Here is a 26,970-nt window from a genome sequence, read left to right on the forward strand (position 1 = left end):
GTGGGATGTTCACGGGCGGGCGAACAGGTAATGGGCCACTTGCCACTGCTGGCCATTCTGGTAACCGAACAGTTCGGCACAGGCCATCCAGAACATGCGCCAGCGCTGCGCCCACAGCGCTGCCGACGGCGCGCCGTAGCATTGGCGCATGACCTCCAGCACGGCATCGCGCTCGCGATCCTGGTTGGCCAGCCAATGGTTGGCGGTGCGTTCGTAATGGGTACCGTCGAGCAGCCAGCGCTGCTGAAGGTGCAGGTGCTGCTGGAAGCACAGCAGGGTATCGGCGGCCGGCATCAGGCCACCGGTGAAGAAATGGCGGCCCATCCAGTTGTCTTCGCCGTCGGTCTCGAAGGGGTACATCAGCGTGCGATGCACGAAGATGTGCACGAACAGCTTGCCGTCCGGACGCAGCCAGCCGTGGATGCGCTGCAGCAGTTGCTGGTAGTTGCGCATGTGCTCGAACATTTCGATGGAGACGCAGCGGTCGAACGTCCCTGCGCCCAGCGTGAGGTGGTTGACGTCGTGGGTGAGCACGGTGACGTTGACCAGGCCGCGCAGGCGGCACTGCGCCTGGATGTGCTCGCGCTGGCTGTTGGAGTTGGACACGGCGGTGATGCGCGCATTCGGATAGTGCTCGGCCATCCACAGCGTCAGCGAGCCCCAGCCGCAGCCCAACTCCAGGATGTCCTGGCCATCGGCAAGCTGCGCGCGTTGCCCGTACAGCGCCAGCATCGCCTCTTCCGCTTCGTCCAGGGTCTCGGTGCCGGTGGGGTAGTAACAGCTGCTGTACTTGAAGCGCTTGCCCAGGCACAGCTCGAAGAAGCGCGCCGGCACTTCGTAGTGCTGGCGGTTGGCGGCATCCACGTGCAGCGCCACCGCGCTGTGCGAGAGCCCGGCGATGCGCTCGGCGAAACGCTGCGACTGTGCCTCCTGGCCACCGGCCAGTTCCTCGCGCAGGCGCTGCTCGCATTGGCGGCGGATACCCAGGCGCAGCAGCGCGTCTGGCAGCAGGCCGCGCTCGGCCAGGCCGGTCAGGCCTGCGGCGTGGTCGGGCGCGGGCAGGTAGTCACTGGCGGCATTCACGGGGACGGCTCCTTGCGGGGGTGCGATGTGCGGGAGGGAAACCAGGGGAACAGCATCGGCGTGGTGCGCTGGTACTCGCGGTAGTCCTCACCGCGCGTCCGCAGCGCCTGCGCCTCGGTGAACGGAATGCCGCTCACCCAGCGCAGGAACACGTACATCACCAGCGGGCCGGACCACGCCAGCCACCACAGCGGCGACTGCACCGCCAGCAGCACGTAGGTGAACCAGTGCAGCCATTCGAAGAAGTAGTTGGGATGGCGCGAGTAGCGCCACAGGCCGTCGCGGCAGGTCTTGCCCTTGTTGGCCGGATTGGCACGGAAGCGCGCCAGCTGGCGGTCGGCGATGGCTTCGCCACCGACACTGAGCAGCCAGACCGCCACCGCGCCGATGATCCAGCCGATCCCATCGCGCTGCGGGTTGTGGGTGACCGCCACGAACGGCAGCGCGAACAGCACGATCAACAGCGCCTGGAACTGGAAGAAGCCGAAAATCTTGCCTTGGTGGCCATTCCAGTGCTTGCGCAGGTGCTGGTAGCGCCCATCCTCGGGTTCGCTGCGTACGCGGTGCCACAGATGCAGGGCCAGCCGCGATCCCCACAGCCCGCCCAGCACCGCCAGGGTGATGCGCGGCGCGGCGGCACCGTCGCCAAGCAGGGCCAGCAGCAGCGCCGAGGCGCCCACGCCTTTGGCCCAGAGCACATCGACCACGCCGATGTTCTGGTGGCGACGCTGCCACCACCACCCCCAGCTCATGATCACCGCGGCATACAGCCACACCCACCACAACAGCTTCATGCGTGTTCTCCCGATCCATCAGTAAGGGGGCGCGAGGGCGTGCGCTGCCAGTGGCGCGCGCAGGCCGCCAACAAGGGCAACGCCATCGACCAGCCGATGCCGAGCAGGACCACGCCGCGCCAGTGCGGTTCACTGAAGCTCACCGATGCCCAGCCACGGGCGGCGGACAGGTACGCCAGCGGTGCCAGCAGCAGACCGACCAGGGCGGCGATGCGCAGGTGCCGCTGCAGCACGGCAAAGGACACCGTCAGGGTCATCGCGAACGCGGCCCACAGTGCCAGGATCCACACCGGCGCCAGCCAGGCCGGATCGTTGCCGGCGGCGTACCGCACCCAGCCCGAGCCGCCAGCCAGGCCATCCACCAGCAGCCCGCACAGCAGGGCCACGCCGAGCAGCCGGATCTCGACACCGGGCTGCGGCGACAGCGCCAGCTGGCTGCCCACGTACACCGCGGCCGCCAGCAGCGCCGGCCAGCGCAGGCCGTGCCCCGCGCCGATCACCGCACACAGCCACACCAGCTGGTTGCCGATCACGTTGGCCCAGAAGCGCAGCATCTCAGGCGGCCGTTCCGGCCAGCGGCGGGCGATGGCCCGGGCGCGCCATCAGCAGGTGCGAGACGCCGATCGAACGTTCCAGGAAGCCGCCCTCGCAGTAGGCCAGGTAGAACTCCCACATCCGGATGAAGCGCTCATCGAAGCCCTGCGCCCGCACCGCCGGCAGCTGCGCCAGGAAGCGCTGCCGCCAGTCGCGCAGGGTCAGCGCGTAGGACTGGCCAAAGTCGTGCTGGCCGATCAACTGCAGATCACTGCTGCGGGTCTTGGCGGCGATGATCGCGTTGATCGAGGGAATGAAGCTGCCGGGGAACACGAAGCGCTTGATGTAGTCCACGCTGCGCCGCGCCTGTTCGTAGCGCTGGTCTTCGATGGTGATGGCCTGCAGCAGGGCCAGCCCGTCCGGCTTGAGCAGGCGGGTGAGCGTGCCGAAGTAGGTGTCCAGGTACTGCGCGCCGATCGCCTCGATCATCTCGATGGAGACCAGCTTGTCGTATTGGCCTTCCAGGTCGCGGTAGTCCTTGAGCAGCAGCGTCACCTTGTCCTGCAGGCCGGCCGCTTCGACGCGCTTTTTGGCCAACGTGTACTGCTCCACCGAGATGGTGGTGGTGGTGACGTGGCAGCCGATCTCGGCGGCGGCGTACAGCGCGAAGCCGCCCCAGCCGGTACCGATCTCGACCACGTGGTCCTCGGCGGTGAGCTGCAGCTGCTCGCAGATGCGCGCCAGCTTGCGTCGCGAGGCGACCTCCAGCGGGTCGCTGGGCGCGGCATACAGGGCCGAGGAGTACATCAGGTCGCTGGACAGGAACAGCGAGAAGAACGGATTGCCCAGGTCGTAGTGCGCGGCGATGTTGCGGCGGCTGCCTTCGCGGGTGTTGCGGCGCAGCCGGTTCCAGCCTTTGAGCAGCCAGCCACCCACGCGCGCCACGCCACGCTCCATGCCATCGAGCAGGTCGCGGTTGCGCACCAGCAACTGCACCAGCGCGACCAGGTCGCTGCACCGCCAGTCGCCACGGATGTAGGCCTCGCCGGCACCCACGCTGCCCTGCGCGGCCACCGCGCGGTAGAACGCCGGATCGTCCACCCACACGGTGACGCGCAACGGCGCGGCGGGGTCGCCCAGCAGCACGTCGCCGGCCGCATCGCGCAGCTGCAGGCAGCCATCGTGCAGCGGGGCGAGCTGGGCCAGCAGGCGCGTGCGCAGGAAGCGCTCCAGCGCGCTGGGCATCGGCAGCGCGGCAGGCCGGGTCATGTCGTTCATGGGCGTTTTCCAGCAAGCGAAGGGTGGTCGTGGACGGGGTTGCGCTTGAGCCACAGCCGCAGGGCCTGCCAATGGATGGCCGCCACCACCTGCAGGGTCATCAGCGGATAGCGCAGCAGCACGCCGGCCAGGCCGGCACCGGTAAGGGGACGCCGCTGCAGCACCAGGTCGGCGTCGAACTGGCGCGTTCCCTCGCGCCAGACCTGCATGTGCACGTGCAGGTCATCGCCCGGGGCGGTAAAGCGCCAGCGGTAGCGGCAGTCCATCTGCATGAACGGGGACACGTGGAACTGCTTGTCGAATTCCCAGGCCAGCGCGCGGCCCTGGGCATCGGCACTGGTCACCGGCAGCACGTAGGCGTGCCGCTCTTTCCACGGCGTGTTGGTGATTTCGGCAACGATGCAGTCCAGCGTGCTGCCGTCGGCGGCGTAGCAGTAATAGAAGCTTACCGGGTTGAACACATGGCCGGCGTAGCGCAGGTGGGTGAGCAGGCGGATCGGCCCCGATGGCGCGCGGCCCAATGCCTCGGTGATGCGCGCACGTACTGCATCGGCCAGTGGCTGATCGGGATCGCCGAGATAGTCGCTGCGGCGGAACTCGGCCACGTTGCGGCGGCCCACCGACCACAGCCAGCGCCGTTGGAACACGGTGTCCAGCTCATCCAGGTCGAGCAGCAGCTGCGCCACCGGATAGCCGAAGGCGTGCGCGTGCGGCGCATGCCGGCGATGGCGCATCCGACCGCGATACAGCGCACTGGCGGTCATGCCGGCAGGGCCTGCGACAGCGGCCAATACGACTCGGCATCGAGCGTCTGCAGCGCATCGACCACGCGCCGCGCACTGCGGATGCCGTCTTCGTGGAAGCCCCAGCCCCAGTAAGCACCGGCAAACCAGGTGCGGCGGCGTCCCTGGATCTCGGCCCAGCGTTGCTGCGCACGCACCATGGCATGGTCGTGCACCGGATGGGCGTACTGCAGCTGGCGCAGCACCTTGCCCGGGTCGATCGCCGCGGTGCGGTTCAAGGTGACCACCAGCGGCGTGGGCGTATCGATGCCCTGCAGCTGGTTCATCAGGTAACTGACCGTGCACGGCGCCAGCGGGCTGGCCGGCACATGCGCGTTCCACGCCGCCCACGCCTTGCGGTTGCGGGGCAGCAGGCTTGCATCGGTATGCAGGACCACCTCGTTGGGCTGGTAGCGGATCGCGCCGAGCACGCTGCGTTCGGCCGCGTCCGCATCGGAGAGCAGCGCCAGCGCCTGGTCGCTGTGGCAGGCCAGCACCATCTGGTCGAACCCCTCCAGCCCGGCCGCACTGTGCACGCGCACGCCATGTTCGTGACGCTCCACCCCGAACACCCGGCAATCCAGCCGCTCGCGGACCTGCCAGCGCCGGCGCATCGCCTCGATGTAGCGCGACGACCCGCCCTGCACCACCCGCCACGGCGCCCGGTCGCTGACCTGCAGCATCTGGTGGTTGGCCATGAACTGCACCAGGTAGCGCGCGGGGAACGCGGTGAGGCTGGCGGTCGGCGAGGACCACAAGGCAGAGGCCATCGGCAGCAGGTGCTCATCGATGAACGCACGGCCGTACTTGCCGGCGCTCAGGTAGTCGCCGAGCGAAGGGCCTTCGTCATCACCCAGCAGCAGCGCGGGCGCCTCGCGATAGAAGCGGCGCAGGTCGGCCAGCATGCCCCAGAAGCGCGGCGAGACCAGGTTGCGGCGTTGGCAGAACAGTCCGTCCAGCGAGGTGGCGTTGTATTCCAGCCCACTGCGCTCGCTATGCACCGAAAAACTCATCGTGGTCGGCTGCGAGGCGACGTTGAGCTCATCGAACAACGCGCTCAACAGGGGGTAGTGCAGCGGGTTGAACACGATGAAGCCGGTGTCCACCGCCTGCGTGCGGCCGTCCACGTGTACCTGATGGGTGTGCGTGTGGCCGCCGAGATAGTCGTTGGCCTCGAACAGCGTCACTTCATGCTGCTGGCCCAGCCACCAGGCACTGGCCAGGCCGGCGATCCCCGATCCGATGACTGCGATGCGCATGTCAGTGCTCCGCCTTGGCCAGCACCCAGGCCGGAACCGGCTTGAGATCGCGCACCAGGCCAAGCGCGGCCATCAGCCGCAGGCCGTACCAGGTGACGTCCACTTCCCACCAGTAGAACCCCTGGCGCGCAGTGCCCGGGAAGAAATGGTGGTTGTTGTGCCAGCCTTCGCCGAAGGTGAGCAGCGCCAGCCACAGGTTGTTGCGGCTGTCGTCGCCGGTGGCAAAGCGCTGCCGGCCGAAGCGATGCGCCAGCGAGTTGATGGTCACCGTGGCGTGGAACAGCACGATGGTGGAAATGAAGAAGCCCCACACCAGCATCTGTCCGCCACTGGTGCCCCACGAGGGCGCGATGTGTTCCAGCAGCACGCCCAGGCCGAACAACGCGGCCGCCAACGCGACCGGCACCAGGGTGTCGAAGCGGTCCAGCCAGCGCAGTTCGGGATACTTGGCCAGGTCCGGGATGCGGTCCCAGTCGGTGCGGAACCCTTCGGTGGTGAGGAACCAGCCCATGTGGCTCCACCAGAAGCCATGCACCGAGGGCGAATGCGGATCGGCGGCGGTATCGGTGTGGCGATGGTGGTTGCGATGGTGCGCGGCCCACCACAGCGGCCCGCGCTGCACGCTGGCGGCACCGATCAGCGCGAACACGAACTGCACCACGCGCGAGGTGCGGAAGGTGCGGTGCGAGAAGTAGCGATGGTAGAAGGCGGTGATCGCGAACATCCGCACGGCATACAGCGCCACCGCCACAGCGACCGCTACCCACGACACGCCCACCCAGATGACGGCGAAGCAGGCCAGGTGCATTGCCGCGAACGGGATCGCGCGCAGCCAGTCCACGCGCGTGGCCGCCTCGGCTGCCACCGGCGTGTCTGCACTGGTATCGAACCAGCGCCGCACGGTGGCCCAAGGGCCACGTCGGGGCTTGCGTGCTGCAGCAGTGGCGGGTCCGGCCGACATTTCGCGCATCTCCTGGCGTTCTTGTCAGGAGATACGGGAATCAGGGCCATCCGGATGCACGAATCCGGAAATAAATCGCGTTTTACAGCGTGGCGATGTCGCCTTTGGCAACAATCGGCCCGGTCGGGACACCCTGCGGTGCGCCGCCGGCCGGTTCCAGCGTGACCGCGAGCACAGAGCCGTTCACCAGCGCATCACGCAGTGCATCGGGCACCGTCACGGTGTGGGCGCGGTTGATGGACACCAGGCCCAGCGAGCGTGGCGTGCCGCCGGCGGGAATCAGCCACAGCTCGGGCGCGCGTCCGGCCGCATCGGCCGCCGTCGGCACCGGCATCATCAGCACCTTGCCCTGCGCCTTGTCCACCGACGCGAGCCAGCCGGGGCTGCCATCGTCATGCAGCAACGGGGTGACCGGTCGGGTCGCCTGCTGCGGTTCGGCGGGTGTCGGCGGCGCGGTCGGTGTGACCGCCACCGGCGTGATCACCGGCGTCACCGGCTCCAGGTCGCGACGGCTGAATACCGCCACCAGCGCCACCACGGCCGCCAGCGCGGTCATGCCCTGCCAGAATCCGGTGCGCTGCCACGCACGTGGTGCATTCGTCGATACCGACGACCAGCCCAGCGAGGTGCGGATGCGCGGCCACAGATGCGCCGGGACCACTTCACTGCCCATCGCGTCCAGCATCGGGGCCAGGCGGTGTTCCCACTGCGTCACCAGCCGGGCAAATCCGGGATCGCTGGCGATGCGACGTTCCACGTCCGCCCGCTGGTCCGCGTCGAGCACGCCGAGCACGTACTCGCCGGCCAGGATGTCGGCACTGGGCGGCTGGCCGTCGTCAGGCAGATCGTGGCGGTCGCGGAGGTTCATTGTTCCAGGCACACCCGCAGTTGGCCCAGGCCGCGGCGGATCCAGCTCTTCACCGAGCCCAGCGGCGAGCCGATCCGGCGCGCCAGTTCCTCATAGCTGGCGCCCTCCAGGAACGCCAACCGGATCAGCGAGCGCCGACGCGGCTCCAGCGTGTCCAGGCAGCCGTCCAGACGCTGTCGATCAGAGGCCTGTTCGGCCACCTGCGCCGGTTGCGGCGCGAAATCGGGAATTTCATCGGCCACCGACAGATCATCCAGCGGACGTGGGGGCGCCGCGCGCAGGCGGTCGATCGCGCGGTTGCGCGCCATCATCGACAACCAGGTCATGGCCCCCGCCTTGGCACGATCAAACTGCGCAGCCTTGTGCCAGACACGGGTAAATACGTCCTGCAGCACCTCTTCGGCATCGCTTCGGTCGCGCAGCACGTGCAGGCAGATCGCGAACAGGCGCCCCGACGCCAACTGGTAGACCGACTCGAATGCCTGGCGATCGCCAGCGGCGACCCGGCCGAGCAGGTCATCAAGGCGCCGCGCGGCGCCGGATTCGGCAGTGTCCAGCTCAGGCATCGCAGGCTCAATGTCGGCAGGGGGACAGAGCGCATCGTCGTCGCTGCGGACGCGCTCTGCAAGGGGGCGTTCAACTGCTGCATGTGCGCACCAGCGGCTGTTGGCGTGCCGCGCCCAGTTCTGCGGCGGTCGCAGCGACCGGCGCCTCGGGGAACTCCACCCGCACCTGCGGGTAGCGGCCGCGCTCATCACGCACGTTGCCGGTGCCGCTGAACTGCAGCAGGCGCGGACTGTTGCGGGCATACACCAGGTTCACCGCCGGCACCGCAAAGCCGAACCAGGCATCCAGGCGCATCTGCAGCTGTTCGGCCGGTTGGCCCTGCCAGCTCACCGCCGCACTGCGCTGCAGCTTCAGCGGGACCAGCCGCTGGCGACTGGGCAGCAGGAACTGGAACGCCACCGGGCGCCCGGCCTGCAAGGCCTCCCAGTGACCGAGCACGGCCGCGTCGAAACCGGCATCGACCACCGCATCGGGCGGGATCGCGATCGCACGGCTGACCCGCTCGGCGCTTGCACCTTCCCGCACGTACACGGTGCGCCCGGCGGTACTGCCTTGCAGACCTTCCTGGTAGCCGTTGCGGGCATCCTCGAAGGCGAAGTCCGGGGTCTGCGCGTTGCCTTGTGGGGTCATCCACTTGCGCGCGAAGGCACGGCCGTCGGCGCAGCGGTACAGCACCAGCCGCGCGCGTGCAGACGGCGGCCCCTGCAACCAGTGGGTCTCGCGATACAGCAGGCGACCATCGGCCGGCGCATAGGCGCGGCCTTCCTGGCGTTGCACCTGCTGCGCGGCGGCCGGCAGCACCGGGCACAGCAGCAGCAACAACAACGAGGGCAGAAGGGGACGGCGCATGCGTGGCTCCACGTGGGGATTGTGGGCAGATACGCAGCCAGCGGCGCGGCGGATGCAGTGGGACCTGGCGCGTAAGCAGGTTCCCTGGGGTTTGCAAAAACGATGCGGTGGTGACGAAAACAGGCGGCTTCAGCAGGGCGGCGCCTGCGCGGAAACCCGAGCCCGACGAACCCGCAGGATCGATACCTGAAATCGATGACTCGCGCCGCGCGGACGTGACCGCATGCGCATTCGCGTACGCAAATCTCCGAGAGCATCAAGAGCGAGGCCTGCCTGATAAACCGGCGTGCGGAGGAATGGATCCAAATACTCTCGCTTGACGATACTACTGCCGAGCGATATCATGAAAATCACGGGAATTCGTCATGCCCATCGTCTCTTTCCGGTGCATCACTACCAAGAGCGTGTTCATCGGTAGGCGCATCCGGAAATTCCAGGATATCCAACGCGTTGCACTGCGGAAGCTCGCCATGCTGGATGCCGCCGTTCGGCTTGATGACCTGCGCATTCCACCAGCCAATCGACTGGAGCCACTGCGTGCCAATCGTGCGGGTCAGCACAGCATCCGGGTCAACGACCAGTAACGACTGCGCTTCACATGGACCGATGCAGGCCCTGCCGACGTAGAGCTTTGCGACTACCACTGAGGACTGCCTACATGCGTTCGATTCCCTATCCGCACCCGGGTGAAATCCTGCAGGAGGAGTTCCTCACCCCGTTCGGCATGACGGCCTACCGCCTGGCCAAGTCCATCGATGTGAAGCAGACCCGCATCGGCGAGATCATCGCGGGCCGGCGCAGCATCACCGCCGACACGGCATTGCGACTGGCGCGCTTCTTCGGCACCAGCGATGCCTTCTGGCTCAACCTGCAGATGGCCCACGACGCGGCCAAGGCCAAGGACGAACTGGCCGACGTCCTGGCGCGCATCGAGCCTTACCACCACGCGGCCTGAGCGGCGCTCGCTGCCGACGACATCGCATCGTCCGCGACGTCCCCCTGCATCACTCCCGTCCTGACGCCCCTTGACCACCGCCCGCCTTCGGCCTACCTTGTGCGGGCCGAAGGTATCCATCTCTTCATGCAGATGAAGGGATGGGTTTAAACGGGAATCCGGTGAAGGCGCCTCGCGCGCGCATTCCGGAGCTGCCCCGCAGCGGTGAATGGAAACGAATCCTGCCAACAGCACTGGGCCTCACCGCCTGGGAAGCGGCAGGTAGTAGGTAGGCGCAGCGCGCCTGTGTCCATCAGCCCGAATACCGGCCCCGGCCGGGGGACACGACCGTCCCCTGATTCGACCTGGAACGTCCGCGGGGAGGTTGCCGGGGCCTGCCGCCATGCCGTCCGCGTGGCGCTGCCCCCGTGCGTCCGCTCCACGACATCCGGTTCGCCCGCGGGGGCGAAGGTCGCTGGCGGGGCGGGCACGGCAGCAATGGCGTGGTCGGCGCGCGGTTCCTTCGTTCCTCAATGCCGCTACTGCAATGAGGACACGTTCCATGACCACCGTTACCAACCTGGGGTTTCCCCGCATCGGCGCCAAGCGCGAACTGAAGCGGGCGCTTGAACAGTACTGGGCCGGCGAACGCTCGGCCGATGCACTGCAGGCCACCGCTCGCGAGCTGCGTGCGCGCCACTGGCAACTGCAGCGCGAGGCCGGCGTGGATGTGCCGCCGAGCAACGATTTCAGCTTTTACGACCAGGTGCTGGACACCGCCTTCCTGTTCGACGCGATCCCGGCCCGCTACCGCGCGCTGGCAGACGCCGAGCCGCTGGCCGGGTACTTCGCCCTGGCCCGCGGCGTGCAGCGCGATGGCCATGACCTGCACGCCCTGGAAATGACCAAGTGGTTCGATACCAACTACCACTACCTGGTGCCCGAGCTGCAGGCCGGCCAGGGCTTCGCGCTGCGCGGCGACAAGCCCCTGGCCGAGTATCGCGAGGCCAAGGCGCTGGGCATCGAGACGCGACCGGTGCTGCTGGGACCGGTCAGCTTCCTGCTGCTGTCCAAGACCGTGGACGGCAGCCCGGCGCTGGACCTGCTGGATGCGCTGCTGCCGGTGTATGCCGAGGTGCTGGCCGGGCTGAAAGCGGCGGGCGCGCAGTGGGTGCAGCTGGACGAGCCGGTGTTGGTGCAGGACCTGGACGACAGCGCGCGCGCCGCGTTCGAACACGCGTATGCGGTGCTGTCCGGCGTGCCACGCCCGAAGGTACTGCTGGCCACCTACTTCGGCGCGCTCGAGGAAAACCTTGGTCTGGCCGCCGCGCTGCCAGTGGACGGCCTGCACGTGGACCTGGTGCGCGCGCCGGAGCAACTGGACGCCGTGCTCAAGGTGCTGCCGGCCGAGCGCGTGCTCTCGGCCGGCCTGGTCAACGGCCGCAACATCTGGCGCACCCACCTGGACAACGCGCTGGTACTGGCCCGCTACGCACATGGCCACCTGGGCGACCGGCTGTGGCTGGCACCGTCGTGCTCGCTGTTGCACAGCCCGGTCGACCTCGACCTGGAGACCAAGTTGGATGACGAGCTGCGCGGCTGGCTGGCGTTCTCCAGGCAGAAGCTGCAGGAACTGCGTCTACTGGCCGATGCGCTGGACGCCAAACCGCACGCCGAGGCCGGGCTGGCCCACTCACGCGCACGCATCGAGTCGCGTCGGCAGTCGCCGCGCGTGCACAAGCCAGTCGTCGCTGCACGCCTGGCCGGCCTGACCGCCGCCGATGCGCAGCGCCACAGCGCGTACCCGCAGCGGCACCTTGCGCAGGCCGGCGCACTGAAGCTGCCACGCTTCCCGACCACCACGATCGGCTCGTTCCCGCAAACCCTGGACGTGCGCGAGGCACGTGCCCGCAACAAGTCCGGCAAGCTCTCCGATACCGACTACGATGCGTTCCTGGCCACCCAGACCGAACACTGCGTACGCGTGCAGGAGCAGATCGGGCTGGACGTGCTGGTGCACGGCGAGTTCGAGCGCAACGACATGGTGGAGTACTTCGGCGAGCAGCTTGATGGTTTCGCGTTCACCAAGAACGGCTGGGTGCAGAGCTATGGCTCGCGCTGCGTCAAGCCGCCGGTGATCTTCGGCGACGTCACCCGCCCGCAACCGATGACGGTGCGCTGGTCGCAGTACGCACAGTCGCTGACCGACCGCCCGATGAAAGGCATGCTGACCGGGCCGGTGACGGTGCTGCAGTGGTCGTTCGTGCGCGATGACCAGTCGCGCGCCGATACCTGCCGGCAGATCGCGCTGGCGCTGCGCGATGAGGTGTTGGACCTGGAAGCGGCTGGGATCGGCGTGATCCAGATTGATGAGCCGGCGATCCGCGAAGGCCTGCCGTTGCGCCGCGCGCAATGGCGCGAGTACCTGGACTGGGCGGTGGAAGCGTTCCGGATCAGTGCCAGCGGGGTGCGCGATGCCACCCAGATCCACACCCACATGTGCTATTCCGAGTTCAACGACATCATCCATTCGGTGGCGGCGATGGATGCCGACGTGATCTCCATCGAGACCTCGCGCTCGCGCATGGAGTTGCTGGATGCGTTCGTGCGCTTCCAGTACCCCAACGAGATCGGGCCGGGCGTGTACGACATCCACTCCCCGCGCGTGCCGGACAAGGAAGAGATGGTAGCGCTGCTGCGCAAGGCGGCCGAAGTGCTGCGGCCCGAGCAGATCTGGGTCAATCCGGACTGCGGGCTGAAAACCCGCGGCTGGAAGGAGACCCGTGCCGCGCTGGAAGCGCTGGTGGCCGCCGCACGCCAACTGCGCGCGGAACACGCCGACGCCAACGCTGCCTGATCCACCGCCTGTAGATGACCCCAAGGACCGCACCGCCGCCGTTGCCGGCGGTGCGGTCGACGAGAACCGCATGACCACGCCCACCGTTACCCCGCTCGACCGCACCACCCTGTCCCTGCCCGATGGTCACACCCGGTTGTTGCTGCATTCGTGCTGCGCGCCATGCTCGGGCGAAGTCATGGAGGCCATCACCGCCTCCGGGATCGACTACACGATCTTCTTCTACAACCCCAACATCCATCCGGCGCGCGAATACGAGCTGCGCAAGCAGGAGAACATCCGCTTCGCCGAGAAGCACGGCGTGCCGTTCGTGGACGCCGACTACGACACCGACCACTGGTTCGCGCGCGCCCGCGGCATGGAGAATGCGCCCGAGCGCGGCATCCGCTGCACGATGTGCTTCGACATGCGTTTCGTGCGTACTGCGCTGTATGCGCATGAACATGGCTTTGCGGTGATCAGCAGTTCGCTGGGCATCTCGCGCTGGAAGGACATGAACCAGATCAATGACTGCGGCCATCGCGCCGCCGCGCATTATCCGGGCATCCAGTACTGGGACTACAACTGGCGCAAGGGCGGCGGCGCTGCGCGCATGGTGGAGATCAGCAAGCGCGAACAGTTCTACCAGCAGGAGTACTGCGGCTGCGTGTACTCGCTGCGCGATGCCAACCGCCACCGCCGCGAAAACGGCCGTGAGCGCATCAAAATCGGCCTGCTGTATTACGGGCAGGACAACGACGCGCCCAAGGGCGATTGACGCGAGCGCGCGGGGCCGCCACGCTGGTTGCCCCGCTTTCGTTGTGTTGGATCTGCCATGACCGCCGCCCTTCCCGCCGATGTGGCCCTGCTGGTGATCGACCTGCAGCCAGACTTCATGCCCGGCGGCGCGCTGGCCTGCGAGCAGGGCGACACGCTGGTGGCACCGATTGCCGCCTTGCTGGCCCAGCGCCGCTACCGCACCGTGGTGGCAACCCAGGACTGGCACCCGGCCGACCATGCGTCCTTTGCCAGCCAGCATCCGGGACATCTTCCATTCGAAGCGATCCTGCTGCATGCGCAGCCGCAGACGCTGTGGCCCGATCACTGCGTGCAGGGCAACGCCGGCGCGGCGTTGCACGCGGGCGTGGACTGGACCGTGGCCGACCTGATCCTGCGCAAGGGCACGCGCCAGCAGGTGGACTCGTACAGTGCCTTCCGCGAGAACCATGGACCCGACGGCACGCGCCCGGCCACCGGGCTGGCAGGCTGGCTGCATGAGCGCGGTATCCGCGAGGTGCATGTGTGCGGGCTGGCGCGCGATTACTGCGTGCTGTGGAGTGCACAGGACGCAGTGAAATCCGGGTTCCGGGTGAAGTTCCTGTGGGACCTGACCCGGCCGGTGACCGAGGCGAACGACGGCATGGTGCGTGAGGCGTTGGCGAAGGCGAAGATCGCGGTTGTTTGACGGCCGACCTCCGGGCGCCGGCCGCAACGGCGTACCGACCAACGGTCGGTGCCTCCGGTAGTGCCGGCCGCTGGCCGGCTCCCGATACCGTTTGGAGCGTGCGAGTAGTGCCGGCCGCTGGCCGGCTCCCGATACCGTTCGGAGCGCGCGAGTAGTGCCGGCCGCTGGCCGGCTCCCGATACCGTTTGGAGCGTGCGAGGAGCCGGCCAGCGGCCGGCACTACCGGAGCGTCGTACCCACAAACGGTGGGTAGCTAGCGGTTCAGCGGAATACGACCGTGCGGTGGCCGTTGCGCAGGATGCGGTGCTCCACATGGCGGCGCACGGCGCGGGCCAGCACCTGTGATTCGGTGTCGCTGCCCAGGCGTACCAGGTCGCGCGGGGTCATGGCGTGGTCCACGCGCGCCACGTCCTGTTCGATGATCGGGCCTTCATCCAGGTCTTCGGTGACGTAATGCGCGGTGGCGCCGATGATCTTGACCCCACGCGCGTGCGCCTGGTGGTACGGCTGGGCGCCCTTGAAGCTGGGCAGGAAGCTGTGGTGGATGTTGATCGCCCGGCCCGCCAGCGCCTGGCACAGACGCGGCGACAGGATCTGCATGTAGCGCGCCAGCACCACCAGGTCGATCTGCTCGCGCTCAACCAGATCGATGATCTGCTGTTCCTGCACGGCGCGGTTGTCGGCGTTGACCGGCAGGTGGTGGAACGGCACTCCGTACGAACCGGCCAGCGCGGCGAAGTCGTCATGGTTGGACGCCACCGCAGCGATATCCACCTGCAGCTGGCGGCTGTGTGCGCGGAACAGCAGGTCGTTCAGGCAATGCCCCTGCTTGCTCACCAGCACCAGCAGCCGCGCACGGCGGCGCGCATCGTGCAGTTGCCAGTCCATCTGGAATTCCGCCGCCAGCGTGCCCATCCGTGCTTCCACATCGGCCAGTGACTGCGTGGCGGCACGATCGAAGTGCACACGCAGGAAGAAGCGGCCGCTTTCCTCATCGCCAAACTGCTGGGCATCGAGAATGTTGCAGCCCAGGTCGAACAGCAGACCGGACACACGGTAGACGATCCCGGTACGGTCCGGGCATGACAGGGTGAGGATGGAATCAGGGCGCATCGCGTGAGTGTAAGCGAGCACCATCACGACGCGAACGATGCTCTCAGATGCAACCAAGCGCGTGGACTCAATGTGACTCGGCGTCCAGTGCCGCGCGGATGCGGCGCAGGTCGGCACCTTCCGTTGGCCAGCCGGCCACGGTGTGGATGACCTCGCCATCGCGGAGCAGATGGAAGACAGGTGTCTGGTCGGTGTCCAGCCCTTCCCATGAGGCATCGCGCACCATCGGCTGCATGGGCAGGTCCGGATGGGTGCTGTTCCAGTCGAGCATCTCCTGGCCGGGCCATGCCTGCCCGATCGGCACCACCAGTTGCAGATGACCACGGAGCCACGCGTATTCGGGCTGGGTGATGATGGCCTGCAGCGCGCGGCGGGAGAAACCACAGTGTGGGTGCACCACCGCGACCACGCGCAGACCGTCTTCGGCCAGTGCTGCGCGCTGCACGTGGGCGATGCGCTCCAGCTGCAGCAGTGGCCTGCCGGCCGGCGCAGGACCACGGATCACCGGCAACGCAGTGGGTGCCGTCCGCAGGCGGGCGTTGAGTGCATTGGCCTGGTCGAAGCGCTGCAACGCGATAAGGGAACCGCGCATGCTGCGGTGGTGGTCATCCACGGCGAGATCACGCGCGACCAGCGCCTCATACAGGCACTGCAGGCGCAGTAACGTGGCTGGTTCACGTGCGTAGAAGGCGATCAGCGCGGTGGACTGGAAAAGATCCTGCAACCGGTCATCCGGCAACGCCGCGCAGTCGCCGGGCTGCATCACCTCCGGTGCGATGTGCGCATACACGGCGCGCATGGCCGCCAGCCGCTCGGCCACAGGCTGTGCCGGATCGGCATCCAGCGCAACCAACCGGCCATGCAGGCTACCGGGAACGGGTTCGGTGCGGGCGATGGCGCACGACGGCAGCAGCCCGCAGCACAGCACTAGCGCGAGGAACAAGACGAAGCCGGGGCCCGGCTGTCGATCGCGCTTCATCACTGCCTCCGTTCTGTCAGCTGGATACCAGGCATCCAGCATGCCAGTGTCCCTGTCGTGCCGAAGAGACTTGGGTCGCGCTATCGATGGCGTGAATGCATTGGTCTGCCTACACCGCCGCCGGGTCCACCTTCTCCACATCGATCCCGTATTTCTCGATCGCCACCTGCAGCTGCCCGCGCGCGATCCGCCCGTCATCGGCCAGTGCCTTCAGCGCGGCCAGCGCGATGAAGTGCCGGTCCACCTCGAAGAATGTACGCAGTGCCTCGCGCGTGTCCGAGCGGCCGAAGCCGTCGGTGCCCAGCGCGGTGAAGCGGCGGCCGTCGACGAACGGGCGGATCTGGTCGGCGACGATCTTCATGTAGTCGGTGGCCACCACCAGCGGACCGGCGTGCGCGGCCAGGCACTGCTGCACGTACGGTACGCGCGGTTCCTGCAGCGGGCGCAGCAGGTTCCAGCGCTCGATGGCCAGGCCGTCGCGGCGCAGTTCGGTCAGGCTGGTGGCGCTCCAGACGTCGCTGGCAATGCCGAAATCCTGCTGCAGCAGCACGGCGGCCGCTTCCACCTCGCGCAGGATCGCGCCGCTGCCCATCAGCTGCACGCGCAGCGCCGGATCGCTGTCGGCGGTGGCCGGATGCAGCAGGTACATGCCCTTGAGGATGCCTTCCTCGGCACCGTCGGGCATGGCCGGGTGCGGGTAGTTCTCGTTGAGCACGGTGATGTAGTAGTAGATGTCTTCCTGGTCCACGTACATGCGGCGCAGGCCGTCCTGGATGATCACCGCCAGCTCGAAGTTGTAGGTGGGATCAAACGACACGCAGCTGGGAATCACCGAGGACAGCACGTGGCTGTGGCCGTCGTCGTGCTGCAGGCCCTCGCCCATCAGCGTGGTGCGCCCGGAGGTGGCACCCAGCAGGAACCCGCGGGTGCGGGCGTCGGCGGCAGCCCAGGCCAGGTCACCCACGCGTTGCAGGCCGAACATCGAGTAGAAGATGTAGAACGGAATCGTCGCCAGGCCATGGTTGCTGTAGGCGGTGCCGGCGGCGATCCAGGAGCAGATCGCGCCGGATTCGTTGATGCCTTCCTGCAGGATCTGCCCGTCCTTTGCTTCCTTGTAATAGCTGAGCTGGCCGGCGTCCTGCGGCGTGTAGAGCTGGCCCAGGTAGGAGTGGATGCCGATCTGGCGGAACAGGCCTTCCATGCCGAAGGTGCGCGATTCATCGGGCACGATCGGGATGATCAGCTTGCCCAGTGCCGGGTCCTTGAGCAGGGTGCCCAGGATGCGCACGAAGCCCATGGTGGTGGACTGGCCGCGCTCACCGCTGCCCTGCAGCTGGGTGGCAAAGGCCGACAGCGCCGGCACCGGCAGCGGATCGACGTGGGTCAGGCGCGCGGGCAACTGGCCGCCCTGGGCCTGGCGGCGCTGGGCGAAGTAGCGTTCCTCCACGCTGCCCGGTACCGGGCGCAGGTACGGCATGTCTTCGAGCTGGTCGTCGCTGACCGGCAGGTCGAAGCGGTCGCGGAAGGCGCGCACTGCGTCCAGGCTCATCTTCTTGAGCTGGTGGTTGATGTTCTGCCCTTCGCCGGCCTCGCCCATGCCGAAGCCCTTGACCGTCTTGGCCAGGATCACGCTCGGGCGGCCGTTGCCGGCCACGGCCTGGGCATAGGCGGCATACACCTTCTGCGGATCGTGACCGCCACGGGCGAGCGCCCAGATGTCGTCATCGCTCATGTCCGCGACCAGGTCGAGCAACGCCGGATACTTGCCGAAGAAATGCTCGCGCACGTAGGCGCCGCTCTGCGACTTGAAGGTCTGGTAGTCGCCATCCACGCATTCCATCATGCGCTGGCGCAGCAGGCCGGTGCTGTCCCTGGCCAGCAGCGCGTCCCAGCCGCCGCCCCAGATCACCTTGATGACGTTCCAGCCGGCGGCGCGGAAGGTGCCTTCCAGTTCCTGGATGACCTTGGCGTTGCCGCGCACCGGGCCGTCCAGGCGCTGCAGGTTGCAGTTGACCACGAACACCAGGTTGTCCAGGCGCTCGCGCCCGGCCACCGAGATGGCGGCCAGCGATTCGGGCTGGTCCATTTCGCCATCGCCGAGGAACGCCCAGACCTTGCGGCCCTGGTGCTCCTTCAGGCCGCGATATTCCAGGTAGCGCATGTAGCGTGCCTGGTAGGCCGCGGTGAGCGGGCCCAGGCCCATCGACACGGTGGGGAACTGCCAGAACTCGGGCATCAGCCGCGGGTGCGGATAGGAGGACAGGCCATCGCGATCGGACTCGCGGCGGAAGTTGTCCATGCGCGCCGGATCGATGCGGCCCTCGACGAAGGCGCGGCCGTAGATGCCCGGGGCGGAGTGGCCCTGGATGTAGATCATGTCGCCGTCGAAGGTATCGGTGCGGCCGCGGAAGAAATGATCGAAGCCGACGTCGTACAACACCGCGGCCGACTGGTAGGTGGCGATATGCCCGCCGACGTTGGAGTGCTTGCCGGCGCGCAGCACCATCACCATCGCGTTCCAGCGGATCATCGCGTTGAGCCGACGCTCGATCGCCAGGTCGCCCGGATAGGCCGGCTGGCGCTCGACCGGGATGCTGTTGACGTAGGCCGTCCAGGCCCGGGCATGCAGGTCGCCATGGCGGGCCACGTCCAGGTCGCTGAGCTGGTCGATCAGGTAGTGCGCGCGCGGGCGCCCGGCCACGTCGGTGACCGCCTGCAGCGCTTCACGCCATTCCTGGGTTTCCTGGGGGTCGCTATCGAGGGGGGCGAGCGCTGGGTCCATGGTCCATCTCCGGCAAAGGCAGCCACTCCTGGCCGGCGTGCACTCACCGGGGAGGGAGGCCGCCGCGCGGAGTGGCGGGGAGCACCACCATAGGAGCCGGTCCGGGCGGCCGGTAGATGCGGCGCTCTTGGCTCTTTATAAAGACAAACTTTGCAATCACAGGCGAGAATGGCGGTCAGCATGAATATTCTCCAGTCAATCCGCAGCTTCATCCGTACCGCCGATGCCGGCAGCCTGGCCGCGGCGGCCCGTACCCTGGGCATCAGCGCCGCGGCGGTGGGGCAGAACATCGCGCGGCTCGAGGCGCACCTGGGCGTGCGCCTGTTCAACCGCACCACCCGCCAGCTGGCGTTGACCGAGCGCGGCGCGCTGTACCTGGCGCAGGTGCGCTACATCGAGCGTGACCTGCAACGCGCGCAGGCGGCGGTGACCGACCTGGACGCCACCCCCGAAGGCCGCCTGCGCATCGCCTGCAGCACCTCCTTTGGACGCCACAAGCTGGCCCCGCTGCTGCCGTCGCTGAAGGCGCGCTACCCGCGGCTGGCGATCGAGCTGCTGCTGGCCGACCGGGCGGTGGACCACGCGCGCGAAGACGTGGATGTGAGCATCCGCATCGAGCCGCAGCTGGAGGAAGGCCTGGTGGCGCGCCCGATCGCGCAGGTGCCGTTCGTGTTCTGTGCGGCGCCTTTCTACCTGGCGCGCACCGGCGTACCGCGCACGCCCGAAGCCCTGCGCGAGCACCGCTGCCTGTTGTTCCGGCATCCCAAGGATGGCCGCCACCTGCGCTGGGGCTTCGTGCGCGATGGCCTGCGTTTCGATGCGGAGGTGAGCCCGGCCCTGGTCAGCGACGATATCGATGCGTTGGCCGCGATGGCGCTGGCCGGCGGCGGCATCACCCGGCTGGCGGCATTTGTCGCCGCGCCGTATCTGGCGCGGGGTGAATTGCAGGCGTTGTTCGAAGGCAACGAGGCCGGCGATGCACAGGCGCTGCCCGAGCCGATGCGGCTGTTCCTGTGCGTCAGCGATCGGCGCGATCTCACCCCGAAGGTGCGTGCCTTGATGCAGCACATCGTGGACGGGCTGCCGGCCGAATGGCGGGTCGACGGCGGCTGACGCCGGCGTGTGCAGGCGGTGGCACGTGGCCACCGCCTGCCGGATGCATCAGCGCGGCGGTGCGATGAACACGCCGCGTGCTTCACGCGGCTCACAGCGCAGGTACTGCGGCGCCGGTTCCAGCGAATCGCCGAGTGCGGCGGCGGCATGCCACGGCCAGCGCGGGTCGTAGAGGATGCCGCGGGCCAGCGCGATGGCGTCGGCGTGGCTGTGGCGCAGAATCGACTCGGCCTGGGCCGGATCGGTGATCAGGCCGACGGCGATCACCGGCATGCGCAGCTTCTGCGCCTTGATCGCTTCAGCGAACGGCACCTGGTAGCCCGGCGACAACGGAATCTGCTGGCGCGGATCATTGCCGCCGCTGGAGACATGCAGGAACTGGCAGCCGCGCCCGTCCAGCACATGCGCCAGCGTGGTGGTCTGCTCGATATCCCAGCCGCCGGCGACCCAATCGCTGGCCGAGATGCGCACGCCCACCGCGATGCGGTCGGACACGGCCTCGCGCACGGCATCGAACACGCGCACCAGCAGGCGCATGCGGTTCTGCAGCGAGCCGCCGTATTCGTCCTCGCGCTTGTTGCTCAGCGGCGACAGGAACTGGTGCAGCAGGTACCCGTGCGCGGCATGCAGTTCGATCAGGTCCAAGCCGATGCGTTCGGCGCGCTGTGCGGCGACCACGAACGCCTCCACCACCGCATCGATGCCGGCACTGTCCAGCGCCTGCGGGGCCGGATCGGTGGGGCTGAAGGGAATGGCCGAGGGCGCGTAGGTGGTCCAGGCGCGCGGGTCGGAGGCCGGCAGCGCGCCGCCGCCTTCCCACGGTCGCGCCGAGGACGCCTTGCGACCGGCATGGGCCAGCTGCACGCCGATGGGCATCGGCGACCAGCGCTTCACCGCGTCGATCACGTGCTTGAGCGCGGCTTCGGTTGCATCGTTCCACAGGCCCAGGTCGGCCCAGCTGATGCGGCCTTCGGGCAGCACGGCGGTAGCCTCCAGGATCAGCAGGCCGGCGCCGGACTGGGACAGCTGGCCCAGGTGGATCTGGTGCCAGTCGTTGGCCAGACCATCGGTGGAGGAGTACTGGCACATCGGCGCGATGACGATGCGGTTGGCCAGCGACAGCGGGCCAAAGGACACGGGGGAGAAAAGCTGGCTCAAGTGGGGGACTCTGGCGAATGCGGAAAACCGGACGCTATTGCACTCCTGCTGGGCCTGCGAGGCAACCGTGTCGATGGATCACAGTTTCGCGGTGGCACACGTGGGGCGGCACCGTCGGCCCTCAGGCGTTGGCCGCCGACGGCAGCAGGAAGGCCAGGGCCGGGGCACAGGGCTGCTCGATCTTGAGGCTGAGCAGCGCATCGGCGCGGGTGCGGCCCAGGTTGAGCGCGGCCACCGGCAGGCCGGCCGTCGCGGCCGCCTGGACGAAACGGAAGCCGGAATAGACCATCAGCGAGGAGCCAACCACCAGCACGGCATCGGCCTGGGCCAGGTGGGCGTGGACGGCGGCGACGCGCTCGCGGGGCACGCTTTCGCCGAAAAAGACCACATCCGGCTTGAGGAGGCCGCCGCACTGCGGGCAGGCCGGGACCTGGAAAGCGCTGAAATCCACGCCCTCCAGATCGGCATCGCCATCGGGGGCCTGGGCGGCGTCGAGCCGGTCCCAGCCAGGGTTGTGGTCGAGCAGGCGTTGCTGGAACGCATCGCGCGGGGTGCGCGCCTCGCAGCCCATGCAGCGCACCTGGTCCAGCCTGCCGTGCAGGTCGATGACCGCCTGGCTGCCGGCGCACTGGTGCAGGCGGTCGACGTTCTGGGTGAGCAGCACCTCGAGCTGGCCGCGCGCTTCGAGTGCGGCCAGGGCGGCATGGGTGCCGTTGGGGTGTGCCTGGCCGAAGCGCGGCCAACCCAGCAGGCTGCGCGCCCAGTAGCGCTGGCGGGTGGCCAGCTCGCCCATGAAGGCCTGGTAGGTCACCGGCGGGGTGCGCTTCCACTGGCCATCGGCATCGCGGTAATCGGGGATACCCGAATCGGTGCTGCAGCCGGCGCCGGTGAGGACGAACAGGCGTTGGGCACGGTCGATGAAGTCGGCGAGCGGGCTGGACATGCTGATCAGGTGGGGGCGTGCGGCGGCGAACCCAATCCGCTTACGGGCCGGGGATGGCGTCGGGCAGCGGCGGCACGGCGGTGGGATGGCCGTCGGCATCCAGGGCGATCATGACGAAATGGCCGCGGGTGCAGAGCTTGCGCTCGCCGGTGTGGAGGTCTTCGGCGATCAGCTCCACTTCCACCTTCATCGAGCTGCGGCCGACCTCGGCGATGCGGCCGATGGTCTCGACCATCTGGCCGATGCGGATGGGCAGCTTGAAGTCGACCTGGTCCGAGCGCGCGGTGACCACGGTGCGGCGCGAGTAGCGGGCAGCGGCGAGGAAGGCGGCCTTGTCCATCCAGGCCAGCGCCTGGCCACCGAACAGGGTGCCGAGGTGGTTGGTGTGGTTGGGGAAGACGATCTCGGCCATGCTGATTTCAGTGGGCGGGATGGGGTCGGGGGTGGAGGACATGGGGGTGGCCGGTGTGAGGGGAGTCGGCGCGGATGATACGGCAGGGGGTGGGGTGGGTGTGTCGGGTTGTTGGCGTTTTGTCTGCCATCGCGTGGAGAAGGCTGGGCCCCCGTTGCAGGACACGCCGCAAGTACGTCCTGTAGGCTCGCATGCGCCATCCATGGCGCATGACGGTCCTGCAACGGGGGCCCAACCTTCTCTGGACGGTTTGCCTGCGCGCGGATGCGAGAGCGGGTTGGCTGGGTGGGCACGGATCTGGGGGACGGGGAGAAGAGCAGCCGAGCGTGGCTCGGCTCTACCGGGGGCTGCGTCCGGGTAGAGCCACCCCATGGGTGGCTGCCTCGTAATCCAGCACCGCGCGCAGCCACCCATGGGGTGGCTTTACCGCCGCCGCTCGGAAACGAAAAACCCCGGCGCGTGGCCGGGGTTTTTCGTTGACGCGTGTGGCGCTGGAATCAGAACGACATGTCGAACGAGACTTCGCCCTTCACACCCACCTGGTAGGCCGAGGAGCGGCGTTCGAAGAAGTTGGTCAGCTCCTGCACGTCCTGCAGCTCCATGAAGCTCAGCGGGTTGCGCACGTTGTACTTGCGCTCCATGCCCAGGCGGTGGAAATGGTTGTCGGCGCAATGCTGCAGGTACTGGCGCATGTCGCGGGTGGAAATGCCGGCCACGCCGCCGGACAGCACGTCCTCGGCGAACTGCACTTCGCATTCGATCGCCTCGGCCAGCATGTCATACACCTGCTGCTTCATCGCATCGTCGAACAGGTCCGGCTCTTCCTCGCGGATCACGTCCACGCACTCGAAGGCGAACTCCATGTGCGCGCTCTCGTCGCGGAACACCCAGTTGGTGCCCGAGGCCAGGCCGTTGAGCAGGCCGCGCGAACGGAAGTAGTACACGTAAGCGAAGGCGGCAAAGAAGAACAGGCCTTCGATGCAGGCGGCAAAGCAGATCTGGTTGAGCAGGAACTGGCGGCGCTCGTCGCGGGTTTCGATGCGCTTGAGGTCTTGGATCGAGTCGATCCACTTGAAGCAGAAGTCGGCCTTCTTCTTGATCGAGTCGATGTTCTCCACCGCCGCGAACGCCTTGACGCGCTCGTCCGGGTCCGGCAGGTAGTTGTCGAGCAGGGTCAGGTAGAACTGCACGTGCAGCGCTTCTTCGTACAGCTGGCGCGACAGGTACATGCGCGCTTCGGGCGCGTTCAAGTGCTGGTACAGGTTCAGCACCAGGTTGTTGGACACAATCGAATCGCCGGTGGCGAAGAACGCGACCAGGCGGTGGATCAGGTGGCGCTCGCCCGGCGACATCTTGCTGTGCAGGTCGCTGATGTCGATCTGGAAGTTGATTTCCTCGACCGTCCAGGTGTTCTTGATCGCATTGCGATACATGTCATAGAACTGCGGGTAGCGCATCGGGCGCAGGGTCAGTTCAAAACCTGGATCGAGCAACATCTGGTTTGGCTTGTCTGCCATGGGGATTTCCTTGGTTCAGTGGCGGCGTCCCGATCGGGGAAGCGTCGAAAGACCCGCGCGTGTGCGCGACGGGCTTCCGGCACCGCGGGCAGAGGCAACGCCCGGCGGTGTCAGCGTGTTTGGGGTGGAGCGGTGAAGCAGCCGGGCCGGGCCCGGCGGTGTCGATCATTTTTTCGTACCCACCAACGGTGGGTACCTACCCAAGGTTGCCGGCCCAGTGGGCCGGCACGCCTTTTATTGGCACGCCTCGCAGCTTTCCGGGTTTTCCAGCGAGCAGGCTACGGCTTCGTCCGGGGTGAACACCTTCTCCGGTGCGGCATGCGAGCCCTGGCTGATCGTGGTCTTGGCGATCTTGGTGGCCGGGCGCGAGCGCAGGTAGTAGGTGGTCTTGATGCCCTGCTTCCAGGCGTACATGTACATGGAAGACATCGCGCCGATGTTCGGGCTTTCCATGAACAGGTTGAGCGAGGCGGACTGGTCGATGAACGCGCCGCGGTCGGCGGCCATGTCGATCAGCGACCGCATCGGCAGTTCCCAGGCGGTGCGGTAGATGTGGCGCAGGGTTTCCGGGATCTGGGCGATGCCCTGGATCGACCCTTCGGCCATCTTGATCGCGTCGCGCATTTCCGGCGTCCAGTGGCCCAGCTTCTTCAGCTCGGTCACCAGGTAGCGGTTGACCTGCAGGAAGTCGCCGGACAGGGTTTCGCGCTTGAACAGGTTGGACACCTGCGGCTCGACGCACTCGTAGCAACCGGCGATCGAGGCGATGGTCGCGGTCGGGGCGATGGCGATCAGCAGCGAGTTGCGCAGGCCATGTTCCTTGATGCGCTCACGCAGGGCATCCCAGCGCGCGGTGTCTTCGGGCACCACGTTCCAGGCGTCGAACTGCAGCTCCCCGCTGGCCGCACGGGTGTCGGCGAAGGACGGGTGCTTGCCGCGCTCCTGGGCCAGTTCGCACGAGGTTTCCAGGGCGTGGAAGTAGATCGCTTCGGCGATCTTCTTCGACAGCGCGCGGGCTTCGGCACTGTCGAAGGCCAGGCGCTTGCGGAAGAACACGTCCTGCAGGCCCATGCAGCCCAGGCCGACCGGACGCCAGCGCAGGTTGCCGCGGCGGGCGGTTTCGATCGGGTAGAAGTTCAGGTCGATGACGCGGTCGAGCTGGCGCACGGCCAGGCGCACGGTGTCGGCCAGCTTGTCGAAATCGAACTCGCCGTGGGCATCGAAATGGTTGCCCAGGTTGATCGAGCCCAGGTTGCACACCGCGGTCTCTTCGGCCGAGGTGATCTCCAGGATTTCGGTGCACAGGTTGGACAGGTGGATGACGTTGCCCGGACGCAGGGTCTGGTTGCTGGCGCGGTTGCACTTGTCCTTGAAGGTCATCCAGCCGTTGCCGGTCTCGGCCAGGGTACGCATCATCCGCGAGTACAGCTTGCGCGCGGAGATGGTGCGCTGGGCCTTGCCCTGGGCTTCGGCCTGCAGGTAGGCCTGCTCGAAGGCTTCGCCGAACAGGTCGGTGAACTCGGGCACCACGCTGGGATCGAACAGCGACCATTCCTGGTCGCTCTCCACCCGCTGCATGAACAGGTCGGGGATCCAGTTGGCCAGGTTCAGGTTGTGCGCACGGCGCGATTCGTCGCCGGTGTTGTCACGCAGTTCGAGGAAGTCCTCGATGTCGGCGTGCCAGGTTTCCAGGTACACACAGGCCGCGCCCTTGCGCTTGCCGCCCTGGTTCACCGCGGCCACGGACGAGTCCATGGTCTTCAGCCACGGCACGATGCCGTTGGAATGGCCGTTGGTCGACTTGATCAGCGAGCCACGCGAACGCACGCGGCTGTAGCTGACGCCGATACCGCCGCTGAACTTGGACAGCTGGGCGATGTCGCCGTACTTGGCGTAGATCGACTCCAGCGAATCCTGCGGCGAGTCCAGCAGGAAGCACGAGGACAGCTGCTCATGCGTGGTGCCGGAGTTGAACAGGGTCGGGCTGGACGGCAGGTAGTCCAGGTTGCCCATGCGCTTGTACAGCGCCAGGGTTTCCGGCACGTCTTCACTCAGCGCGCTGGCGATGCGCAGGAAGAACTGCTGCGGGGTCTCGATCACCTTGCGGGTATGCGGATGGCGCAGCAGGTAGCGGTCGTACAGGGTACGCAGGCCGAAGTAATCGAAATGCAGGTCCAGCGACGGATCGATGGCGTCGTTGAGCTTGCGGGCGTTGATCTGCACGAAGTCCAGCAGGCGCGCGTTGATCAGGCCCACTTCGTGGCCACGACCGACCGACTGGGAGAACGCGTGGATTTCCTGGCCGGACACTTCCTTGGCGATGAAGTTGGCCAGCAGGCGCGCAGCCAGGCGGCCGTACTCGGGCTCTTCACCGATCAGCAGGGCGGCGGTGCGGATGGACAGCTCGTCCAGCTCCTGGGTGGTGGCGCCGTTGTACAGGCCGGAGATGGTGCGGGTGGCCACGCGCATCGGGTCCACGGCATGCAGGCCCTCGCAGCAGCGCTGCACCGCACGCACGATCTTGTTCAGGTCCACCAGTTCGGTAGTGCCGTTGCGCTTGGTGACGCTCATGGCGTTGGCCGTGGGCGGCGAGGTCAGAAGGAACTCGCTTTCCTGCTCGGTGGCTGCGCTGGTTTCGGTGCTCACGGCGTTTTCCTCTTGGCGTGATTTGGGGTCGTACAGCGTCACCTGCGTGGCAGGCGCCGGACCGGTGCACGGACTCCCAGAGTGGACCTGTGGCGTC

23 protein-coding genes, 1 pseudogene and 1 riboswitch are annotated in these 26,970 nt (G+C 67.5%); of the genes and pseudogenes, 6 read left to right on the top strand and 18 right to left on the bottom strand.

Translation table 11 applies throughout. From position 1 onward, the window contains the following. Window positions 1-9: 9 nt before the first annotated feature. The 10 genes from NR101_RS11515 to NR101_RS11560 all read right to left on the bottom strand — a co-directional run bounded on the left by NR101_RS11515 (window position 10) and on the right by NR101_RS11560 (window position 8,975). Complete coding sequence (locus NR101_RS11515; RefSeq protein WP_256775220.1) at window positions 10-1,083, bottom strand: cyclopropane-fatty-acyl-phospholipid synthase family protein; 1,074 nt, start codon at window positions 1,081-1,083, stop codon at window positions 10-12. Beyond that, complete coding sequence (locus tag NR101_RS11520; RefSeq protein ID WP_256775221.1) at window positions 1,080-1,877, bottom strand: DUF1295 domain-containing protein; 798 nt, start codon at window positions 1,875-1,877, stop codon at window positions 1,080-1,082. Before NR101_RS11520 ends, NR101_RS11515 begins: the two co-directional genes overlap by 4 nt. Then, entirely contained in the window at window positions 1,874-2,431 is a 558-nt protein-coding gene (locus NR101_RS11525) for a DUF2878 domain-containing protein (protein WP_256775222.1), read from the bottom strand. The genes NR101_RS11520 and NR101_RS11525 overlap by 4 nt, the downstream gene beginning before the upstream one ends. 1 nt (window position 2,432) lies before the next feature. Then, window positions 2,433-3,689 carry a cyclopropane-fatty-acyl-phospholipid synthase family protein gene (locus NR101_RS11530; protein ID WP_256775223.1) on the bottom strand — a complete coding sequence of 419 codons (1,257 nt, stop codon included), beginning with the start codon at window positions 3,687-3,689 and terminating at the stop codon, window positions 2,433-2,435. Continuing rightward, window positions 3,686-4,453, bottom strand: a complete 768-nt coding sequence (locus tag NR101_RS11535; protein WP_256775224.1) for a DUF1365 domain-containing protein — start codon at window positions 4,451-4,453, stop codon at window positions 3,686-3,688. Before NR101_RS11535 ends, NR101_RS11530 begins: the two co-directional genes overlap by 4 nt. Continuing rightward, window positions 4,450-5,730 carry an FAD-dependent oxidoreductase gene (locus tag NR101_RS11540; protein ID WP_256775225.1) on the bottom strand — a complete coding sequence of 427 codons (1,281 nt, stop codon included), beginning with the start codon at window positions 5,728-5,730 and terminating at the stop codon, window positions 4,450-4,452. Before NR101_RS11540 ends, NR101_RS11535 begins: the two co-directional genes overlap by 4 nt. A gap of 1 nt (window position 5,731) precedes the next feature. Then, window positions 5,732-6,691, bottom strand: coding sequence for a fatty acid desaturase (locus tag NR101_RS11545; RefSeq protein ID WP_256775226.1), 960 nt, complete (start codon window positions 6,689-6,691; stop codon window positions 5,732-5,734). A gap of 82 nt (window positions 6,692-6,773) precedes the next feature. Continuing rightward, window positions 6,774-7,559 carry an anti-sigma factor gene (locus NR101_RS11550; protein WP_256775227.1) on the bottom strand — a complete coding sequence of 262 codons (786 nt, stop codon included), beginning with the start codon at window positions 7,557-7,559 and terminating at the stop codon, window positions 6,774-6,776. After that, entirely contained in the window at window positions 7,556-8,125 is a 570-nt protein-coding gene (locus NR101_RS11555; RefSeq protein ID WP_256775228.1) for a sigma-70 family RNA polymerase sigma factor, read from the bottom strand. Before NR101_RS11555 ends, NR101_RS11550 begins: the two co-directional genes overlap by 4 nt. 70 nt (window positions 8,126-8,195) lie before the next feature. Next, window positions 8,196-8,975: a hypothetical protein gene (locus NR101_RS11560; protein WP_256775229.1), complete on the bottom strand. Its 780-nt coding sequence runs from the start codon at window positions 8,973-8,975 to the stop codon at window positions 8,196-8,198. A 365-nt stretch (window positions 8,976-9,340) separates the two neighbouring features. Between NR101_RS11560 and NR101_RS11565 the strand changes: the two are divergent. The 5 genes and pseudogenes from NR101_RS11565 (at window position 9,341) to pncA (ending at window position 14,210) form a co-directional block, all read left to right on the top strand. Beyond that, window positions 9,341-9,622, top strand: a pseudogene (locus NR101_RS11565) (type II toxin-antitoxin system RelE/ParE family toxin). Between the two features lie 11 nt (window positions 9,623-9,633). Then, window positions 9,634-9,930 carry a HigA family addiction module antitoxin gene (locus tag NR101_RS11570; RefSeq protein ID WP_256775230.1) on the top strand — a complete coding sequence of 99 codons (297 nt, stop codon included), beginning with the start codon at window positions 9,634-9,636 and terminating at the stop codon, window positions 9,928-9,930. Between the two features lie 93 nt (window positions 9,931-10,023). Then, a riboswitch (cobalamin riboswitch) is annotated at window positions 10,024-10,258 on the top strand. A 213-nt stretch (window positions 10,259-10,471) separates the two neighbouring features. Next, complete coding sequence (gene metE, locus NR101_RS11575) at window positions 10,472-12,766, top strand: 5-methyltetrahydropteroyltriglutamate--homocysteine S-methyltransferase (protein ID WP_256775231.1); 2,295 nt, start codon at window positions 10,472-10,474, stop codon at window positions 12,764-12,766. A 70-nt stretch (window positions 12,767-12,836) separates the two neighbouring features. Beyond that, a complete protein-coding gene (locus tag NR101_RS11580; protein WP_256775232.1) occupies window positions 12,837-13,523 on the top strand; it encodes an epoxyqueuosine reductase QueH in 687 nt (228 codons plus the stop codon). Between the two features lie 57 nt (window positions 13,524-13,580). Then, entirely contained in the window at window positions 13,581-14,210 is a 630-nt protein-coding gene (gene pncA / locus NR101_RS11585; RefSeq protein ID WP_256775233.1) for a bifunctional nicotinamidase/pyrazinamidase, read from the top strand. Between the two features lie 261 nt (window positions 14,211-14,471). On the opposite strand, the gene purU is transcribed toward pncA, so the two are convergent. The 3 genes from purU to aceE all read right to left on the bottom strand — a co-directional run bounded on the left by purU (window position 14,472) and on the right by aceE (window position 19,084). Further along, entirely contained in the window at window positions 14,472-15,323 is an 852-nt protein-coding gene (purU, locus tag NR101_RS11590) for a formyltetrahydrofolate deformylase (RefSeq protein WP_256775234.1), read from the bottom strand. Between the two features lie 67 nt (window positions 15,324-15,390). Further along, window positions 15,391-16,302: a hypothetical protein gene (locus NR101_RS11595; protein ID WP_256775235.1), complete on the bottom strand. Its 912-nt coding sequence runs from the start codon at window positions 16,300-16,302 to the stop codon at window positions 15,391-15,393. 109 nt (window positions 16,303-16,411) lie between these two features. Then, entirely contained in the window at window positions 16,412-19,084 is a 2,673-nt protein-coding gene (gene aceE / locus NR101_RS11600) for a pyruvate dehydrogenase (acetyl-transferring), homodimeric type (RefSeq protein ID WP_256775236.1), read from the bottom strand. Window positions 19,085-19,264: 180 nt separating this feature from the next. Here aceE and NR101_RS11605 point away from each other — a divergent pair, with 180 nt between their 5' ends. Beyond that, a complete protein-coding gene (locus NR101_RS11605) occupies window positions 19,265-20,197 on the top strand; it encodes a LysR family transcriptional regulator (RefSeq protein WP_256775237.1) in 933 nt (310 codons plus the stop codon). 48 nt (window positions 20,198-20,245) lie between these two features. Here NR101_RS11605 and NR101_RS11610 read toward each other — a convergent pair whose 3' ends face one another. From NR101_RS11610 to NR101_RS11630, 5 genes are all read right to left on the bottom strand, one after another. Next, complete coding sequence (locus NR101_RS11610) at window positions 20,246-21,355, bottom strand: NADH:flavin oxidoreductase/NADH oxidase (protein ID WP_256775238.1); 1,110 nt, start codon at window positions 21,353-21,355, stop codon at window positions 20,246-20,248. 121 nt (window positions 21,356-21,476) lie between these two features. Then, window positions 21,477-22,298: an NAD-dependent protein deacetylase gene (locus tag NR101_RS11615; protein ID WP_256775239.1), complete on the bottom strand. Its 822-nt coding sequence runs from the start codon at window positions 22,296-22,298 to the stop codon at window positions 21,477-21,479. Window positions 22,299-22,338: 40 nt separating this feature from the next. Next, window positions 22,339-22,752, bottom strand: coding sequence for an acyl-CoA thioesterase (locus NR101_RS11620; RefSeq protein WP_256775240.1), 414 nt, complete (start codon window positions 22,750-22,752; stop codon window positions 22,339-22,341). Window positions 22,753-23,207: 455 nt separating this feature from the next. Continuing rightward, window positions 23,208-24,227 (bottom strand): ribonucleotide-diphosphate reductase subunit beta, encoded by a 1,020-nt coding sequence (locus NR101_RS11625; protein WP_256775241.1) that lies wholly within the window; start codon window positions 24,225-24,227, stop codon window positions 23,208-23,210. A 234-nt stretch (window positions 24,228-24,461) separates the two neighbouring features. After that, window positions 24,462-26,873, bottom strand: coding sequence for a ribonucleoside-diphosphate reductase subunit alpha (locus tag NR101_RS11630; protein WP_256775242.1), 2,412 nt, complete (start codon window positions 26,871-26,873; stop codon window positions 24,462-24,464). Window positions 26,874-26,970 lie beyond the last annotated feature (97 nt).

Source organism: Stenotrophomonas sp. Ste86 (genome assembly GCF_024519465.1).
GTDB lineage: Bacteria > Pseudomonadota > Gammaproteobacteria > Xanthomonadales > Xanthomonadaceae > Stenotrophomonas.

Excerpts from the sequence above, each read along its gene's own strand:
- NR101_RS11550 (WP_256775227.1), bottom strand. The coding sequence starts at position 7,559 with ATGAACCTCCGCGACCGCCACGATCTGCCTGACGACGGCCAGCCGCCC.
- NR101_RS11520 (WP_256775221.1), bottom strand. The coding sequence starts at position 1,877 with ATGAAGCTGTTGTGGTGGGTGTGGCTGTATGCCGCGGTGATCATGAGC.
- NR101_RS11555 (WP_256775228.1), bottom strand. The coding sequence starts at position 8,125 with ATGCCTGAGCTGGACACTGCCGAATCCGGCGCCGCGCGGCGCCTTGAT.
- NR101_RS11605 (WP_256775237.1), top strand. The coding sequence starts at position 19,265 with ATGAATATTCTCCAGTCAATCCGCAGCTTCATCCGTACCGCCGATGCC.
- NR101_RS11540 (WP_256775225.1), bottom strand. The coding sequence starts at position 5,730 with ATGCGCATCGCAGTCATCGGATCGGGGATCGCCGGCCTGGCCAGTGCC.
- NR101_RS11530 (WP_256775223.1), bottom strand. The coding sequence starts at position 3,689 with ATGAACGACATGACCCGGCCTGCCGCGCTGCCGATGCCCAGCGCGCTG.
- NR101_RS11545 (WP_256775226.1), bottom strand. The coding sequence starts at position 6,691 with ATGTCGGCCGGACCCGCCACTGCTGCAGCACGCAAGCCCCGACGTGGC.
- metE (WP_256775231.1), top strand. The coding sequence starts at position 10,472 with ATGACCACCGTTACCAACCTGGGGTTTCCCCGCATCGGCGCCAAGCGC.
- aceE (WP_256775236.1), bottom strand. The coding sequence starts at position 19,084 with ATGGACCCAGCGCTCGCCCCCCTCGATAGCGACCCCCAGGAAACCCAG.
- NR101_RS11580 (WP_256775232.1), top strand. The coding sequence starts at position 12,837 with ATGACCACGCCCACCGTTACCCCGCTCGACCGCACCACCCTGTCCCTG.
- NR101_RS11615 (WP_256775239.1), bottom strand. The coding sequence starts at position 22,298 with ATGTCCAGCCCGCTCGCCGACTTCATCGACCGTGCCCAACGCCTGTTC.
- NR101_RS11570 (WP_256775230.1), top strand. The coding sequence starts at position 9,634 with ATGCGTTCGATTCCCTATCCGCACCCGGGTGAAATCCTGCAGGAGGAG.
- pncA (WP_256775233.1), top strand. The coding sequence starts at position 13,581 with ATGACCGCCGCCCTTCCCGCCGATGTGGCCCTGCTGGTGATCGACCTG.
- NR101_RS11620 (WP_256775240.1), bottom strand. The coding sequence starts at position 22,752 with ATGTCCTCCACCCCCGACCCCATCCCGCCCACTGAAATCAGCATGGCC.
- NR101_RS11595 (WP_256775235.1), bottom strand. The coding sequence starts at position 16,302 with ATGAAGCGCGATCGACAGCCGGGCCCCGGCTTCGTCTTGTTCCTCGCG.
- NR101_RS11525 (WP_256775222.1), bottom strand. The coding sequence starts at position 2,431 with ATGCTGCGCTTCTGGGCCAACGTGATCGGCAACCAGCTGGTGTGGCTG.
- NR101_RS11560 (WP_256775229.1), bottom strand. The coding sequence starts at position 8,975 with ATGCGCCGTCCCCTTCTGCCCTCGTTGTTGTTGCTGCTGCTGTGCCCG.
- NR101_RS11535 (WP_256775224.1), bottom strand. The coding sequence starts at position 4,453 with ATGACCGCCAGTGCGCTGTATCGCGGTCGGATGCGCCATCGCCGGCAT.
- purU (WP_256775234.1), bottom strand. The coding sequence starts at position 15,323 with ATGCGCCCTGATTCCATCCTCACCCTGTCATGCCCGGACCGTACCGGG.
- NR101_RS11625 (WP_256775241.1), bottom strand. The coding sequence starts at position 24,227 with ATGGCAGACAAGCCAAACCAGATGTTGCTCGATCCAGGTTTTGAACTG.